This window comes from Hyunsoonleella pacifica (genome assembly GCF_004310335.1).
Taxonomy (GTDB): Bacteria; Bacteroidota; Bacteroidia; order Flavobacteriales; family Flavobacteriaceae; genus Jejuia; species Jejuia pacifica.
On the sequence record NZ_SIRS01000002.1, the window covers coordinates 180,474 to 197,797 of the forward strand.

The following is a 17,324-nucleotide window of genomic DNA, read 5'->3' on the forward strand; positions in this document are numbered from 1 at the left end:
ATTTAATTTACTATCTCTTTAAAGCAAAATGCCCTCTTATATTAAAGCTTTCCCCTTCATGAACAATATCTGCAGAGAACCAATAGTCGTCTGCTGGCATATGCTGACCGTTATATGTGCCATCCCAGCCAGGAGATGTGTGGGATAGCATTTTTAAAAGTTTGCCATGCCTGTTATATATATAAACTAAAGTTCCAGGGAGTTGGTTTGCACCAGTAACATGCCAGGTATCAAAAAAACCATCATTGTTGGGCGTTACAAATTTTGGGATATCAAATATAAAAGCGACATCATAAGCAGGGTTACAACCATTTAAATCTATTACTGTAATGTCATGACGACCAATAGAAACATTATCAAAAACATTAGAAGTTTGTGGCTCTCCATCATCTAGAATAAACCTGTAATCACCAGTTGCAGTTGCATCAATATTTACTGTAATACTATTAGGATCGGTAAAATTAACAGTTGTACTCGGGTTTAGTGGAGCCTGTTGTGATTCTATAACTGTAAACTCTTTTGTGAAATCACACCCCGTATTTTTAGTAACTGTAACAGTGTAATCTCCAATTTCTGAGATGTTATTTAATGTTATTATTGATGTGGTCGCACCATTGGACCATGAATATGTATCGTTATCGTCTCCTGTATATGCACTTATAACTAGAGGTAAATCATCTGTACAAAATGCTACAACATTATCAATAGAAATTATGGGTAGGGGTAAAACAGTTGTATTAAATTCTGTAATATCATAACATCCAGTGTTTGTGTTTTCTAATCTAGCATAAATTGTTTCGTTTAGATTGACTTCATGAGAACTATCCAAAGCTGCATCATCATTTTCAGCATCATTTAATGTTCTATGATAGGTGATTTCATGTTCTGCAGGGTTTTGTGTTCCTAAAATCTCAATTGCAGTTTCATTGAGAAGGTCAAACCGTAAAATACCATCATAATCATCATCACAATCCACTAAATCTTCAGGCGGATTTGCTACTGGATTTTGATTGATTTGTAATGTGAAGCTTCCATAGGTAATACATTCTGTGGTTGAATCTTCCATTCTGGTATAGATAATATGACTATCTGAGGTATAGCTAAACGGATTATTTAATTCATCACCTGAGTTATTTCTCGCATCAATTTCAGTTGCATAATAACTTATGGATACGGTACTTAAATCTTCAACAATGATGTCGTCCATTACAGATAGATCAAACGTATTGGTTTCATTATCGCATATTGGGTAAGTACCGCTAAATTGTATTGGAGGTAATGGTGTTACAACCAGCTCTAGAGGTAATACTGTATAACAGGTGGTTAGTGTACTTAAAACTTTTATAAATACGGTTTTAGAATTTGAAGAATAGTTATTAGGATCTGCTATAGCAAGAGCATCGTTATCTACATCTTCTAAATTTTCAAAATAGCTAACAACTGTGCCTGTTTGTATCCTGTCAAAGTTTTCATATTGCGCATCATCTAAATTAAATACAGTAAAGCCATCATAATCATCATCGCATAGTCTGAATGGTTCTGCCTCTGATAAATCTGGAGCTGCAACTACGTTTATTGCAAAATCTTCAATAACAAAACAATCTGAATCTTGGTTATCTATCCTTACATATAGTGATTGTGGGTTTTGAGCATTTGTAAATTCTAATGGAATTGGTGAGTTATTATCTATGGCTGCTTGTTCGCTGGTAAAGAAATTAATATCTAAGTTGGTAGTTGAACCTTGTGAAATCTCATCTATAATTTCATTTAAATCTAAAGTTATAACGCCATCGTTACTGGAGTCATCACACCTGGGAACAGAAATGGGTGTATTATAAATAGGGTTGGCGCCAACTTCAATTATAAAGGAGGATGTTGCATTACAATTAGCATCCGTTAAATTTTCTACACGCACATATATAGGGTGAGGGCTAAATGTATTGGTGTATGGGATGTTTTTATCAATAGGTATAGCATATGCAGCATCTTCAAAATAAAAAACTTCTTTTCCAACTTGTCCGTTTAAAATTTTAGAATCCCAATCAGCAAATAAGAATTCTGTGCTTTGGTCATTATCATCTTCACATAGCTGAAACTTATCAATGGGTGTTAGTACGGGAATAGTGTTGACAATAATTTCTAGTGTTGCTATGGCAAAACATTCTGAAGCAGTACTTTCAACCCTAACAAATATATTTTGAGTGCCAGTTTCATAATTGATAACATCTTGATCTTGTATAGCATTGATATTGTTATTAGCATGATCTATAGTTGTAAAAAACTGTATATTTAATCCGGTTGTATCAGAGACAATGTCTGGTATTCTGTCATTAAGGTTTAAAATGGTTATACCATCATCATCTGAATCACAAATAAGCCAAGGTGTAGGTTGCGTTATTGGTGGGGCAGGTAGAATTTCTATATCAAAAGATTCAATTGTAAAGCATTCTGTTTGAGTGCTTTGTATTCTTGCATATATGGTTTCATTAGGAGAAGAGTTAAGATAAAATGGTGGTAACTGATTAGTATTGGTATCTGCACCTGTTTGATTTCCAAAGTATGAGACTGTAAAATTAGTGTTTCCACCTGTTACAATATCATCAAAACTTGCTAACTCTATACTTACCACACCATCATCATTGTCATCACAATAAGGGATTGGAGCTATAGGGTTAAAAACTAACACAGGGTTAATTACTAAATTTATATCTGAAACTTCTGTACAACTGCCATTTTCTATGCGAACTATTAAATTTGTTGTTTCTGTAACTGTATATAACTGGTTTTTATTTAGAGGATTATTATTATCAAAATCAGTTTGCGTTTCATAAAATGTTACCACAATATCAGGAAGTTCATTTGCAATGTAAGTTTCAACAGTAAATAAATTAAACTCTTCTACGCCATCATTGGAAGCATCATCACATAATGCAAAATTAGTAGTATCTGTTCCTGTTAATAAAAGGTTAGGATGAATTTCTAGCGGTACTACAGAGGAACAACCTGTAACATTATCTTCCACACGAACAAAAACTATTTGTTGTTCTGGTTCAATATTCTGATAATTAGTTTCATTGGCAATAGGGCTGTTACCTGTTTCAGCATCATCAAAGCTTTCATGAAACGTAGTGGTAACTCCTGTTAAACCTTGTAAAATATCATTTATCGCTTCCGTTAGGTCAAAATTATCGATACCATCTCGTTCTACATCACATCCATCAAGAGGTACTGGTTCTCTATTCACTATTGGACCATTGGTAATGTCTACAGTTAATGTACTAGTAGTATAACAGGCTGTTGTGGCATTTGTAACCCTTACAAATACAGTTTCATTAGGTGTATTGGTATTAATGTAAGGAATTGGTATTGAGTTATTGCCATTATCTGCTTCTAAAGCATTGTAGTGGTAGGTAACTATTAAATTAGGATCCCCAGATGTTATTTCATCATTTTTTTCATTAAGATCTATGGTAGTAAAACCATCACTGGGATCGTTATCACTATCACAAATAGGGAGATTAGTAGGATCTGTGATATCTGGAATAGTATTTACCGTTATATTGAATGCAGTATAGGCTACACAACCAGAATCTAAATCATCTATTCTAACAAAAATAGGTTGTGTAAGCGATGTGTTTTGTATGGGACTTGTAATAGGGTTGCTATTAGATCGTGCATCAGCATCTGATAAATGATAGCTAAACATGTAGTTTGTAAAAGGAATGATGCTAGACACTTCGCTATCTTTTGTGGATAAATCAAAAGTTTCCACTTCATCGCCACTCAAATCATCACAAAGTGGGTAATCTGTTATAGAAGTTAAAGTGATCTCATTTTGTATGGAAACTACAATTTCATCTTCTTCAACACAGCTAGTAGATCCTAATGGTGTAGTGATTTCCACACGGTAATTTCCAGACTGTGTAGTAGTTAAAGTAGGGTTAGTTTCCCCTGAAATTGGTGTTGTACTTCCATTTAAAAACCATTCATAAGTTGATGAGGTGTTTTGTATATCTGCATCGATAGTTACAGAACTTGCACAAGTTGTGATATCCTCTCCTAGTTCTAGTATTCTAAAACTATCACCCTCAATAAAAACTGCTGAGTCAAATCTTTGATCGGCTTGATCGGCGATTACTAATTTAATATGGTATTGTACATAAGGTATAATTGTTGCGGAAGCTGTAAGTACTTCTGTTCTCCCGTTATAGTTTGTGTCTCCTATATTATAACCATCAAAGTATTGTTCATTTTGGGCAGGACAAACACCAACAATTTCATCATGTACAGTATTTGTACTAACAGGAGTAGAGGTGCCTGGGACTACTGCAATATTTTGATATGGTCCTGTGCTACTTGCTTCCCTTATGAGAAAAGCAAAACCGTCTGAAAATTGGCAGGGATTAATACCAGAGTATTCTTCTGAAGCTAAGAGATAATTAAACTGTACTTGATTTGATATGGACACAAAATCAAACTCTATGGAAGTAGCATTTAAAAAATTATTGTTTCCCAATGCAGCTTCTAAATCGGGATCTGTGCCCCAAGTGGTTGAGCCTTCACTCAAATCTGTGGTAATTAGAGTATTACCACCAGACTCTGCATTCCCTGTTGAAAGCATAATTCCGTTTTCAAAAGGAAAATTAGAGCTACCTCTACTGAATTCAGCAAAACTCCTAAACCCATTAGAATCCCCATTAACTGTAGATACTACATTTGAAACCTCAACACATCCATCAACTAAATTATCCTGTATAAGTTGATTAGCGGTAACATTTCCATTTACATTAATTTGTTGTGCTACAACGAGGTATGTGCCCAATAAGAACGTAATTAATATAAAATTGAAATGTAGGGGCTTTTTCAATGTGTTAAATTTGATGATATTACAATTTGTATATAGATAATATATGACGACGAAAGTAAATATATTTTAGATGAAACGCAAAAAAAACCGATGAAACACATGTTATCGTCTATCAAACTAATATTTCAAAGTAAAATGATCTTTAAAAATTCTTCCATCTTCTAAAATAACTGAAAACCAATAGTCGTCTGCAGGTAATATTTGTCCATTTAAGATACCATCCCAACCTTCTCCTAAAGGAGTTATTTCCTTTAGAAGCTTACCATACCTGTTATATATCATAATTTTAGTATTTGGTTGAAACATTTCTGAAACACCATAGACTTGCCATGTATCATTATATCCATCATTATTTGGAGTAAGGAATTTTGGGAAGCCTATGACTGATACTTTATTTTGTACTGTACCACAATTGTTTTTTATGTCTTTTACGAATACGGTATAAATACCTCCTTTTACATTATCAAAAACATTACTATCTTGAAATGGATACTCAAAATCTCTCTCAGTATCTACTAGCTTATATTGATAAATACCATCTCCAGTAACGTTTACAGCTACAATATTACTTGAAGTAGCATCGTTTATAGTAAAAGGATCTGGTTGTGCAAACGTTGCATCACTAGATGGCTCTACGGTTATGGTTCTTGTTGAAGTACATTGGGTAATAATGTTAGTAATATCAACAGTATAAATGCCTATGTTATTAATATTGATGTCGTGGGTGGTTTCCCCAGTAGACCATAAATAAGTATAATTATTTTGTTCAGTAACAGGAATGGCAGCGTTTATAATTATTGGTTCAGGAAAATAATTTGTGCAATAATATGTTAAGGATTCACTTTCAACCTCTGGTGGTATATTTACGATAAGCTCTACCTCACTTATGCCATAACAATTATTTTCATTTTCAACCCTAGCATAAATAGTTTGAAAGAAAGGTTGTTCGTTTGTATAATTATCAGTTAATTTATCTTTTTCTAGAAGTGCATCTTCATAACTTTTATAATAAGATATATTTAGACCTGAAGGAAGGTTTCTAACTATACTTTCGTCTGCGTCACGTAAGTTAAAAGTATAGAAACCATCTTTATTGTCATCATAATCACATTCATGAAGTGATGTGTTTTCAACATCTGTTGTGCTTACATTTAAAGTTAATTCTGCATTTACGCTACACAATGTATCAGAGTTGTAAACCTCAACATAAATTGTTTCATTATTTATTGTATTAGGATATCTAGATGTATCAATTATCTGTTCTGTTCTTGCTGGGTCAGTAAAAAACCTTACTCGTAATTCATCATTATTTTCAGTTAATGCTAATGTAGCCTCTTCTAAATTAAATAGTGTTAATCCATCAACAATGCCATCCTCACCACATTGGAATAATTCAGAATTTGAAGCAGTAGGATTTGGAGAAAAACTTACTCTAGCAGCTCCCTCTAGCCGATCTTCACAACGTCCCGTATTAAGATCAATTAAAACAGAATATAACCCATCTAGATTATTTTGTACCTCGTAGGTATTTCCATTATTAGTAAGATTATTTCCATTTCTTGTCCATGTGTATGTGGCATCAGGAAAATCTGGAGCTCTTAGAATGAAACGCTCTCCCTCACATAATGGTAAGTCTGTACTTGAAGCGTTATTGTCAATGATATCTATCTTTTGTGTGAAGAATGATGTTATAAAAGGCGGAAGACCTTGTGTAGAATTTCTACTTAATGCTATTTTATTGTGTTGATAATTACAATTTAATCCTCTGGCATTTGGAGCGTTTACCACAGAAAGGTTAGGTAAACCTTGGGTAAAGGTTCTACTCATAGCTCTATATATCCTACCATCTATACCAAGTTGAAGACCTCCTCTAAAACCAATACGCTCATCAATAATAACAGCACTTGACGATATATTAGGTACTGTTAAATCAAATTGTATTAGAGATGTATATTGAGCGTTAGCTGTATTAAATTCTATAGGATCTTGTGCATCATAATAAGCTGTTACATATAACAGCTCATTACTTTGCGAAAACTCTAGACCATACGGTGATTGTGGTTTGTTAGGTAATGAAGAATCTACAGTTATTTGAGATTGATTAGTAACTTGACCTGTGTTTACATCAAAGTCAAAAAGAAACAAGCCCGAAGTTACATTTGCGCAAGCTACTTTAGTACCATCGGGTGATAATTTTAGATATCCTCTAGGATCTGTAATTTCTAGAGAGGGAAAGCTTGATATTACAGGTGTAGTGTTAATACCAGTATCTGTAATTTCATAGGCATAAAAGGTATCATGAAAAACCACATCGTCAATAACTCTGGTGGAAGGACCAAAAGTAATGACCCATAACTCTTTAGATTCACAATCTTTAACAACCGCACTTATTTTTTCGGAACTATCACTGCGTAAGTTTATATTTTTTGATGTTGGCACAACATCTCCAAACCCTCCGTTTAATCGTATATCTACGGTAGAGTAATTAAAACCAAAGTCAATTGGATCGTTAGGTCCAGTAGTGTCTACTGTAAAGATATAGTATATGTTCTCATCGTTTGGTTTGGGTATTACGATAGCTGATTGCGTACTGGACGGATCTCCATATAAACCTCCGCTGGATGGATTTGCATTTGGCATGGGTCTATGTAGCCTATCCCAAACTGTTATACCATCAGTATAGAAAAGCAAGTTTCCATCTGTATCCGAAATTGTTGTACAACCTTCATTGGTACTTAGTACACCATCAGTAAGTTCTGAGACTGTGCCATCTACATTAAATGTGATACCCGCATTATTACCAAAGTACCAGTTTGCAGCTTGTCTTTGAGAATACAAGTTTAGGGTAAACAACCATAAGAATAAGAATACAGCGTTTTTTTTCATCTTTTACATAGCAAATGCTATCAAAGATATTATAAATCCCGCTTTTTTAATAATCTATACGATAAAAAGATAAATAGAGCTGTCCAACCCAATACTATTGCTACTTCATGCCAGTGTACAGCATAGTCGTGTATTAATTCTTTATTATTAGTAACTTTTGTTGAAGCAATTCTCAAAGCTGGCCAATCTATAAGTTTATACATTGACTTTAATGGGAAAAAATTATGAACATTAGTAGCAAAATCATCATCAGTGAATTTATAAACTATGGCATAAATTATCCATTCTAAAATAAATAAAACAAATAAAAATGCAAGAGCAAAGGCAGACCTTTTAATTAGCATACCAAGTAAAAGACAAAGGCTGAAAAAACCAACAAGTTTTACAAAATATGCTAATAAAAACTCAGTTTCTTTAAAAATTATCCCAAGTTCATTGTAACTGGAGTAAAAGAGTCCAATACAAAGACTTAAAAAGAAAATTATTACCGTGGAAATAAGAGAGAAAAATACGATTGTGTAAAATTTAGAAAGAATAAACTCTTTCTTGGATAATCCGTCAATAAGGTTTTGTTTAATCGTTTTGTTACTATACTCATTTCCTATCATGCTAACCACAACAATTGCAAAAAATAATTTGAAATGTGCTGCAAAATAGGTAACCAAATGCCATATCATCGGAAAATTGAAAACGCCCCATTCTCCTAATTCTATAGTAAAGTATCCGAAAAAAGGAATTTTAAAAGAAGAGATTAGTATTATGAAAAGCGGTAAAATAAAAGATATAAAAATAAGAACCTTACTTGTTTTATTAAGCAATAATTTTTGTAATTCTAATTGTAAAAGACGTAACATTGGTTATGGGTTAGTTGTTATCAGTTAGTTGTAAAAATTGTTCCTCCAAGCTTTCTTTGCGCTGTACCAAATGGGTAAGTATGATACCCTCTTTGAACAATTGCTTATTAAAATCCTCAGAACTTAGTGGTTCATTTAAAAAAGCTGTAATTAGGTCTTCTTCAACTTTTACCTTTCCAAATGCTTTGTCTTTTTTGATAACTTCAATAAGAGCTTCATGATTGTTGCATTTTAATTCAAAAAAGCCGTGGCTAGATATCATTTCATCTACACGCCCAGCATATAATTTTACACCTTTTCGTAATACCACAACATGTGAACATACTTTTTCAACTTCATCTAGAAGATGAGAGGCTAGAAGAATTGTGGTGCCTTGGTTTGCAATATCTTTGATAATTTGTCGAATTTGATGAATACCTTGTGGGTCTAGGCCGTTAGTAGGTTCATCTAAGATTAAAATTTCTGGATCGTTAAGTAAAGCTGAAGCAATAGCTAAACGTTGTTTCATCCCTAAAGAATATGTTCTAAACTTACTATTTTTACGTTCTAGCAAGCCTACAACTTCTAGTTTTTCATAAATTTTAGATGTGTCTACATCTTTTATTTTACATACTAGTTTTAGGTTTTCATATGCAGTCATGTATGGATAAAAGTTTGGTCGCTCAATAATGGCACCAACTTTTTTCAAGGCATTGTGCGTAGATATACTACCATCAAACCATTTAAAATCGCCTGATGTTTTGTTAACTACATTAAGTACTATGCCTAGTGTTGTGGATTTGCCACTACCATTAGGGCCTAAAATCCCATATACATTCCCTTTGTTTATAGTAAACGAGAGGTTTTTTACAGCAGTTAAAAAACCAAACTTTTTGGTAAGATTATTAATTGTTAAAATTGGTTCCAAACGTGAATATTTTAGACTGAAATAAATTCAGTGGTTTATTAGTTATAGTTTTAAGACGAGGCTTGTGAATTTTTGTTACATTAATCTCAAAAGAAATCTTTCTGTAATCCAAATTAAATTGTCAGAACAGGTAGTTGGGAATATACAGAAAAGCTTAAATTTGAATAATGACATGTGCTTATGGAGGATTTAAAAATTTCAAAAAAGAAACCGTCTTATCCTATTTCTAGCAAATTAGATAGTTATCTTTCTGAATACAGTAGGAATATAAAGCTTCCCATTTTTTATGAAGATCTGTTAAGATTTCAAGGTGGCGTTGAAGTTCTTGATGAAGACGATGAAGATACACTTTGGATAAGGGTGTACTACAACGAATTTGATATGCAAGAGATTGATGCTTCCTTAAAAAAAGTTTATACTATTTTACATTCTGATGGTAATGAAGCTATTTTTCCATTTTTAAGTGTTGATGCTATTGATTATTGTACGTTTGGAAATTCTAAGCCTTTTAGAATAAAAATTAGAAATATTTTAAATGATAATTACACCTATTTTTATGTAAAAACAGCTGATGCTTCAAGAATTTACGGTTTGGAGTTAGAACATATGTTATCGCCATATAACTTAAATTTTTTGGTAAGTAATAATACTTTGATAGAAGAGCATATTGCAGGTATTCCTGGAGATGTATTTATTAAAGATATATTACCTAATTGTACCAAAATGGAAAAGGCACAAATAGCTAAAGAGTTTGTAAAGTTTAACGAACGTTGTATGATACGGCTTTTAGGGGATATGCGCTCTTACAATTATGTTATTGTGCCAACACACGATTTTGATAAGGTAGTTTACAAGATTAGAGCGATAGATTTTGACCAACAATCTTATGAGGGGAAATTTAATATTTACCGACCACAATTTTTTAAAGAAAATTTAGAGATGGTAAAAATAGTATCAGATTCTTTTCAAAAGCTATCTATTGAACAGTATAAAATAGAAGAGCGTTCTATTTTAGTAAAACGGCTTAAGAGTTATAATAATCGTATTAACGAACTTTTAGACTGTAAGATAGAAGATAATATTTCAAAAAAGGAGCATATAGATTTATTGAAATTCAAGATCTTTGAATATACTCATGACGTGAAATTTAAAAAATGTAATACAATGGGAGATATATTAGAAAAGGCTTTAGAATTTTTGGTTCATAATTATGAAAATGTTAACCCTTTAAATATTAACAAAAAGCGTTCTTAATTCCAGTTTTCATTGAAGTCTAAATTATCATAATCTTCAATGTCAATACCGTCATCAAATTCATTAAAATCATCATTTTCATCGACTTCAAAAACACGATCTGGAGCAGTATCGGGAACTTGACCTTGAACAAACATTAAGTTAGGGTAATCAAAACCTTCTACAATATCTACAATTTCTGCAAGTTCTACATAGAATGTCCACATGCTCAAAAAATCATATACATAGATAAGTTTGGTTTGAGCTTCGTGCACCACGTCACAAATTTCAGTTTCGTTCATCAAACGTGCAGAACCATCATCACTTAAATCGAAAAGAGAAATCTCTTCGCCTTGTTCCCACTGATCGTTACTTACATAGAATGATGCCATTTCAGTACCATCAAAACCAAAAGATTGTGTGATAATGTTATGTAAATCCTCTAAGGTATCAGTTTCACGAATTTCTAAATCGCGAAAAATATCCTCTTCGGTATCGTTATCTAAAATGACTCTGAATCTGTAAATCATAATTACAATTTGTTGTACAAAGATATATTTTATTTGCTAAATCTATGCAAGGAAAACACCATAGCAGATAATAAAAAGAATGCACCTATTTGGTGGGCTATACCTAACCAAACTGGCACTTGAAGTAATATGGTAAGTATGCCTAAAAGAAATTGCATACCTACCATTATTAGTAAGGCGAGTATGCCAATAACTTGATATTTTGAAAGAATAAGTTGTTTACTTTTTCGCCATATAATAATAACTACTAATACCACAATATAAGCTAAAATGCGATGTACAAATTGCACCCCACTTTTACCTTCTATAAAGTTTTTATATAGTGGATTTTTCTCAATGTGTACGGTTTCGTGCATAAATTTCCCTTCACTCATCATTGGCCAATGGTTGTGTATCCACCCGGCATCCAAACCTGCAACAAAGGCACCATAAATTATTTGAACTATAAGTATAAATAGTCCAAAGCGTACAAGGTTTCTGAATTTGATGTCAATTTCTTTTTTGTTGGGAAATATTAAATCTAGAGCTACCCAAAATGTATAGGCAAACGTTAAAAATGCCGTTGTTAAATGTGCTGCTAGCCTGTAGTGGCTCACATCTGGTCTGTCTACCAAACCACTTTTTACCATATACCACCCTAAAAAACCCTGGAAGCCACCCATGAATAATAGAATAATCGATTTTTTTATAGTTGACTTTGTAAGTTGCTTGGTAACTAAAAAATATAGAAAAGGGATAATAAAAACAATACCTATAAGGCGTCCCAATACCCGGTGTAACCATTCCCAAAAATAGATGTCTTTGAAATCTTCGAGAGTAAAATTATAATTAAGTTTTTGGTACTCTGGGTATTGCTTATACAAATTAAAAGCTTCTTGCCATTCTATATCGTTCATGGGAGGAATGGTGCCTGATATCAATTTATAGTTTGATATGGATAAACCTGAATGTGTTAATCTGGTAATACCTCCAACAATTACCATAATAAAAATGAGAAAACACCCTGTGAGCAACCAATAAATTACACGTTTGTTATCTTTTTGCATAGCTTAATTCTTTTTCAAAACAAATACTGTTATCAATGTCTATATAAGGCCCAAAATTTCCGATAATTTGGTAGCTGTTTTTTTTATAAAAATTAACAGCTTCTACTTGTCGTTTTCCAGTTTCTAAAATGCAAGTTTTAAAGCCTAACTCAGCTGCCCAAATTTCAAGTTCGTTTAAAGTTTTAGAGGCTAATTGCTGCCCTCTATAATCAGGTAATGTGAACATTCGCTTTATTTCAACACTTTTTTTACTGTAGGCCTTAAAAGCACCACATGCTACAGGTATGTCTTTAATAAATACTATAACCACATGGTTTAAAGTATCAATACCATTGTATTGCATATAAAAATCATGATCATTACCATCTACAGTTTTTAAATACTTATTAAGTTGTGATACTAAGTTCACAAATCCAGAATGCTCGGAATTAGTACGTATTATCTTCACTCTTTAATGATTTGTTTAAGTCCAAGTGCTTTTCCTTTTTCTAGCATCAGGTTATAAGCTGCATTATATTCATTAGGAATCTCTCCCTCTAAAATAGCTTCTTTTATAGCTTCTTTAATGATCCCAATTTCCCGAGATGGTTTTAAATTGAAAGTTTCCATTATTTTCTCTCCAGTAACTGGTGGTTGGAAATTTCTAACATTATCTCGTTCTTCAACTTCAATAATTTTCTCCCTTACTATTTTAAAATTATTATGATATTTATTGAATTTCTTTGGATTTTTTGTGGTAATATCTGCTTCACAAAGCGTCATTAAGTCATCTACATAATCGCCTGCATCAAATATTAATCGCCTTACTGCAGAATCAGTCACAATGTCTTGGGCCAGTACAATTGGTCTTGAACTCATTAATACCAATTTTTGTACAAACTTCATTTTATCATTCAAAGGCATTTTTAAACGTTTGAATAAACGATATACCATTTTAGAACCTTCAAATTCGTGTCCATGGAATGTCCAACCTATTTTTTTACTGTATCTTTTAGTGGGCGCTTTTCCAATATCATGTAATAATGCAGCCCAACGTAACCACAAATTATTTGTATGTTTAGAAATATTATCTACAACTTCTAACGTATGATAAAAATTGTCCTTATGGCGTTGTCCATCTATTTCATCAATACCTTTTAGAGCGGTAAGTTCTGGTAAAATATAATTAAGTAAGCCTGTTTTTTCTAATAATAAAAATCCAATAGAAGGAATTTTGCTTTCTAAAATTTTGTTGAGCTCTACTATAATGCGTTCATTGGTAATTATCTTAATACGTTCTGCATTTCTAGTTATGGCTTTTAGGCTTTCTGTTTCAATATGAAAGCTAAGTTGTGTAGCAAATCTAATGGCGCGCATCATCCGCAACGGATCATCACTATAGGTAATATCGGGGTTTAAAGGCGTACGAATAATTTTATTTTTCAAATCTTTTATGCCTTCAAAAGGATCAAGTAGATTACCAAAATCAGTTTCGCATAAGTTGAGCGCTAAAGCATTTATGGTAAAATCACGACGGTTTTGATCGTCTTGTAATGAACCGTTTTCTACAACAGGGTTCCTGCTATCCTCAGAATAAGATTCTTTTCTTGCACCAACAAATTCAACTTCTATGTCTTCATATCGTAACATTGCAGTGCCATAGGTTTTAAAAATTTGTACCTTGGGTTGTGTAGGTAAATTATCAGCAACTCTTTTAGCTAATTCAATACCACTACCAATAGCAACAACATCAATATCTTTGGCATTACCTCGTTGTAACAAAAAATCTCTTACAAAACCTCCGATAACATAGCTTTCTAAATTAATTTCGCTTGCAGATTTTGATATAATTTTAAATATGTTGTTTTGAAGTGCTTCTTTATAATTCATATATTATGTGCCACGAATTCACGAATTATCTAATAATTCAAAAAACTAAAACTTTTAATATCACTAAATTTTCTCTGTCTCATAGTTAGTAATTATTAAAATATTATTCTTTTATATTTCAGACCATCTTTATGAAAGTTTCCTAAAATAGCTAGTTTGTTTTTACTTACTTTAAGATAGTTGAGGCATTGGGATATGTGTTTGTCATGTAAGGATTCTACACATTTCAATTCTAAGATTATTTTATTGTAAACAATAAAATCAGCATAAAATTTGTGTGGTAATACAGCGTCCTTGTAATTTACTGAATATTCTTTTTCTCTTTCAAATGGAATATTCAGATTTTTAAACTCATACTCAATGGCATCTTTGTAAACGATTTCAGAAAACCCACTACCTAAATTATTGTATACTTCAAATAACACGCCAACAATACTATAGCTCTCTTCTTTATACAGAATATTTGTCATAAATTATTTGTGAATTCTTGGCTATATTATTTATGTATAACCTTAACAATTCCGTTATTCTTAATCTGTATAATGGATGCGGGTTTAACACATTTTTTTTCACGATGCAAATTTACGACATAGTCTACACCTTTTAAAACAGAAGGCTCTATTTCTTTAAAGGATTTTGGTATTGGTTTATTATTAAAATGAGCTATAAGAGAAGCAATAGGAGCGTTTATTCTCCTTGAAAGTTGATAACAAAACTCGTCATCCGGAATTCTTGTAGCAAGTGTGTTGTGTTTTGATACGAGGTTTACAGCTAAATTTTTTGGATTATCATAAATTATTGTAGTTGGAGTATCTGTAATTTCGATAATACTTTGTGCCGCAAAAGGTAGGCTTTCTATATATCTGCTTAACATTCTATCATCAGCCATTAAGCAGGTAACATTTTGTTTACTGTTATTCTTCATAAAATCAAAAAGATGTTCAACAGCCTTTTTATTTGTTGCATCACAACCAATACTCCAAAATGTGTCAGTTGGGAATAGAATAACACCTCCACTTTTTAAAATTTCTGAAGAAGTTTTTACTTCAGCATGTAAGTTAGGCATTACTCAACAAAGATTTATAGATGTTTACAGTTTGTTTAGCCATATTTTCAGTTGTAAATTGTTCCAAGAGTTTTTTATAGCTATCAGAGGTAAATTGTTTTTGAAGTTTTTTAGAATTTTTGAGTTTTATTACATGTTTGGCTAATGTTTCATGATCGTGCATATTAGCTAAAAAGCCATTGACTTCATGGGTAAGCAGTTCTGGAATTCCTCCAACATTAGTGCTAACTATGGGGGTTTTATGATACATGGATTCATATATAAACTGAGGCATTCCTTCACTTTGAGAAGTCATTAAAGAAATATCAAATTGAGGAATAAAATTTGACGCTTGAGGTATATAATCCAAGAAAATGATATGTTCTTTCAAGTTTAATTTTTGTACTTGTTGTAAAAGAGCATCAGTACGCTCACTAAACGTACCAATTTGAACAAAAATATACTCGTCAAGCTTTTCTATATTTATAATGTGATGAGCTATATTTATATAAGTCTCAAGATGTTTTGCTTTGATATGATTACCTATATGACCTATAATTGTTTTATTTGGAGGAATTCTATACTTATCCCTTATTAAAAAGGGTGTTTTTATACTTTTAGTTTTTAGGTTTGTACCGTGATAAATGGTAGTAAGTTTACTTTTATCAGTTATTGCTTTTTCTGCTACATATTGAGTTTCTTTAGAGACACATAGAATTTTTTTTATTTTGTAGTAATTGTATTTGTATAATGTTTTTTTGCGGTTTTTTATTGGAAAAGACGTTTTTTTACTAAATATAAAAGGAGGAAGGTTATATATTTTGTCAGCGATAATAGTGAGTTGTAATGCACTTGGATCATGAATATGTATAAGATCAATATTCGATTTTCTACATATTTTACCAATTTTAAAAATATACCTTAAATCAATTTTTATTCCTAATGCAGCAGTGGAGTGTTTAATATTGGTTTTTGAAAGACGCTCATGGAAAGGAGAATCCTTCACACATAAAACAGTATTGGTTATATCAGTATTTGTGATTAATAGCTCATTACACAAATTTTCAATATGATATTCGCCTCCTCCCCAATTGGTTACAGCTGATACGTGTAAAATGTGCATAAATCTTAGTGTAAACTGTTAAATAGGTTTGAAATCAAAAGTACATTTTGAATATTGATTACACAAATTGGATACTATTTTAGCTATATACTAAAGTACAGCTTTACTCAAATTTATTTGGATATATTTGCAGATAAACCTCTGGTAGGAGATAAGGTACTTAATGAAAACTACTCTTATAATACATCCTGAATATATTAATTTAAGAACTAAATTAGAAGAAGCTATTTTAAACTTTAATAGCTTAAATAATATTTTGGGTAATGCTGAACGTAATGTCATAAAAAACATTACAATTAATGGAAAAGTATATACTATAAAATCCTTTAAAACGCCTAATTTTATAAATCAAGTCGTATACCGCTTTTTTAGAAAATCTAAGGCAGAACGCTCTTATATCTATGCTAATAAATTGATAGATCTTGGTATTAAAACTCCTTTGCCTGTAGCTTATCAAAAAGAAATGTTACCTTTTTTCTTCAAGAGAAGTTTTTATGTAAGTGAATTTGTAAATTGTGATTTAACATATAGAGAGTTAACTACAGATTTCAACATAAGTGATCATGAGACTATTTTAAGAGCGTTTACAAGGTTTACTTATAAATTACATCAAAAAGGGATACATTTTTTAGATCATTCCCCAGGTAATACACTTATAACTAGAAATTCAAGTGAATATAACTTTTATCTTGTAGACTTAAATCGTATGGAATTTGGTAAAATGGGATTTGAAACAAGAATTAAAAATTTTTCAAAGCTTACTATTCATAAATCGATGATTTCGGTAATGAGTAACGAATATGCCAAATGTACAGGAGAAGATGAACAGAAAATATTTGATGCAATGTGGTCTTATACAAAGGCATTTCAGGAAAAATTTTATCGCAAGAATAGAATTAAAAAGAGAATATTTTTTTGGAAGAAAAAGTATAAGGATAGAGACTTACAATCACCAATTTAGATA

General features: G+C 31.8%; 13 protein-coding genes. 2 read left to right on the plus strand and 11 right to left on the minus strand.

The window, feature by feature from the left end; genetic code table 11:
* Positions 1-10 precede the first annotated feature (10 nt).
* The 4 genes from EYD46_RS04210 to EYD46_RS04225 form a co-directional block, all read right to left on the minus strand.
* Positions 11-4,822: a T9SS type B sorting domain-containing protein gene (locus tag EYD46_RS04210; protein WP_130936231.1), complete on the minus strand. Its 4,812-nt coding sequence runs from the start codon at positions 4,820-4,822 to the stop codon at positions 11-13.
* 162 nt (positions 4,823-4,984) lie between these two features.
* Positions 4,985-7,753, minus strand: a complete 2,769-nt coding sequence (locus EYD46_RS04215) for a T9SS type B sorting domain-containing protein (RefSeq protein WP_130935817.1) — start codon at positions 7,751-7,753, stop codon at positions 4,985-4,987.
* A gap of 29 nt (positions 7,754-7,782) precedes the next feature.
* Positions 7,783-8,607, minus strand: coding sequence for an ABC transporter permease (locus EYD46_RS04220; protein ID WP_130935818.1), 825 nt, complete (start codon positions 8,605-8,607; stop codon positions 7,783-7,785).
* A gap of 10 nt (positions 8,608-8,617) precedes the next feature.
* Positions 8,618-9,514: an ABC transporter ATP-binding protein gene (locus tag EYD46_RS04225; RefSeq protein ID WP_130935819.1), complete on the minus strand. Its 897-nt coding sequence runs from the start codon at positions 9,512-9,514 to the stop codon at positions 8,618-8,620.
* 180 nt (positions 9,515-9,694) lie between these two features.
* On the opposite strand from EYD46_RS04225, the gene EYD46_RS04230 reads away from it, so the two are divergent.
* Positions 9,695-10,768 (plus strand): hypothetical protein, encoded by a 1,074-nt coding sequence (locus EYD46_RS04230; protein ID WP_130935820.1) that lies wholly within the window; start codon positions 9,695-9,697, stop codon positions 10,766-10,768.
* On the opposite strand, the gene EYD46_RS04235 is transcribed toward EYD46_RS04230, so the two are convergent.
* From EYD46_RS04235 to EYD46_RS04265, 7 genes are all read right to left on the minus strand, one after another.
* Complete coding sequence (locus EYD46_RS04235; RefSeq protein WP_130935821.1) at positions 10,765-11,277, minus strand: IS1096 element passenger TnpR family protein; 513 nt, start codon at positions 11,275-11,277, stop codon at positions 10,765-10,767. The two genes, EYD46_RS04230 and EYD46_RS04235, sit on opposite strands and share 4 nt — an antisense overlap.
* Positions 11,278-11,306: 29 nt before the next feature.
* Positions 11,307-12,323 (minus strand): COX15/CtaA family protein, encoded by a 1,017-nt coding sequence (locus EYD46_RS04240; RefSeq protein WP_130935822.1) that lies wholly within the window; start codon positions 12,321-12,323, stop codon positions 11,307-11,309.
* Positions 12,310-12,771, minus strand: coding sequence for a GNAT family N-acetyltransferase (locus EYD46_RS04245; protein WP_130935823.1), 462 nt, complete (start codon positions 12,769-12,771; stop codon positions 12,310-12,312). The genes EYD46_RS04240 and EYD46_RS04245 overlap by 14 nt, the downstream gene beginning before the upstream one ends.
* Entirely contained in the window at positions 12,768-14,192 is a 1,425-nt protein-coding gene (locus tag EYD46_RS04250; protein ID WP_130935824.1) for a CCA tRNA nucleotidyltransferase, read from the minus strand. The genes EYD46_RS04245 and EYD46_RS04250 overlap by 4 nt, the downstream gene beginning before the upstream one ends.
* A gap of 95 nt (positions 14,193-14,287) precedes the next feature.
* Positions 14,288-14,662 carry a GxxExxY protein gene (locus EYD46_RS04255; RefSeq protein WP_130935825.1) on the minus strand — a complete coding sequence of 125 codons (375 nt, stop codon included), beginning with the start codon at positions 14,660-14,662 and terminating at the stop codon, positions 14,288-14,290.
* A gap of 26 nt (positions 14,663-14,688) precedes the next feature.
* On the minus strand, positions 14,689-15,258 hold the full coding sequence (locus tag EYD46_RS04260; protein WP_130935826.1) for an L-threonylcarbamoyladenylate synthase: 570 nt from the start codon (positions 15,256-15,258) through the stop codon (positions 14,689-14,691).
* Positions 15,251-16,360, minus strand: coding sequence for a glycosyltransferase family 4 protein (locus EYD46_RS04265; protein WP_130935827.1), 1,110 nt, complete (start codon positions 16,358-16,360; stop codon positions 15,251-15,253). The genes EYD46_RS04260 and EYD46_RS04265 overlap by 8 nt, the downstream gene beginning before the upstream one ends.
* Positions 16,361-16,523: 163 nt before the next feature.
* On the opposite strand from EYD46_RS04265, the gene EYD46_RS04270 reads away from it, so the two are divergent.
* Entirely contained in the window at positions 16,524-17,321 is a 798-nt protein-coding gene (locus tag EYD46_RS04270; RefSeq protein WP_130935828.1) for a lipopolysaccharide kinase InaA family protein, read from the plus strand.
* The last annotated feature ends 3 nt before the right edge of the window (positions 17,322-17,324 follow it).

Bases quoted from the DNA above. Each gene is read 5' to 3' on its own strand.
- EYD46_RS04215 (WP_130935817.1), bottom strand. From the start codon at position 7,753: ATGAAAAAAAACGCTGTATTCTTATTCTTATGGTTGTTTACCCTAAAC.
- EYD46_RS04220 (WP_130935818.1), bottom strand. From the start codon at position 8,607: ATGTTACGTCTTTTACAATTAGAATTACAAAAATTATTGCTTAATAAA.
- EYD46_RS04230 (WP_130935820.1), top strand. From the start codon at position 9,695: ATGGAGGATTTAAAAATTTCAAAAAAGAAACCGTCTTATCCTATTTCT.
- EYD46_RS04235 (WP_130935821.1), bottom strand. From the start codon at position 11,277: ATGATTTACAGATTCAGAGTCATTTTAGATAACGATACCGAAGAGGAT.
- EYD46_RS04240 (WP_130935822.1), bottom strand. From the start codon at position 12,323: ATGCAAAAAGATAACAAACGTGTAATTTATTGGTTGCTCACAGGGTGT.
- EYD46_RS04250 (WP_130935824.1), bottom strand. From the start codon at position 14,192: ATGAATTATAAAGAAGCACTTCAAAACAACATATTTAAAATTATATCA.
- EYD46_RS04255 (WP_130935825.1), bottom strand. From the start codon at position 14,662: ATGACAAATATTCTGTATAAAGAAGAGAGCTATAGTATTGTTGGCGTG.
- EYD46_RS04260 (WP_130935826.1), bottom strand. From the start codon at position 15,258: ATGCCTAACTTACATGCTGAAGTAAAAACTTCTTCAGAAATTTTAAAA.
- EYD46_RS04265 (WP_130935827.1), bottom strand. From the start codon at position 16,360: ATGCACATTTTACACGTATCAGCTGTAACCAATTGGGGAGGAGGCGAA.
- EYD46_RS04270 (WP_130935828.1), top strand. From the start codon at position 16,524: ATGAAAACTACTCTTATAATACATCCTGAATATATTAATTTAAGAACT.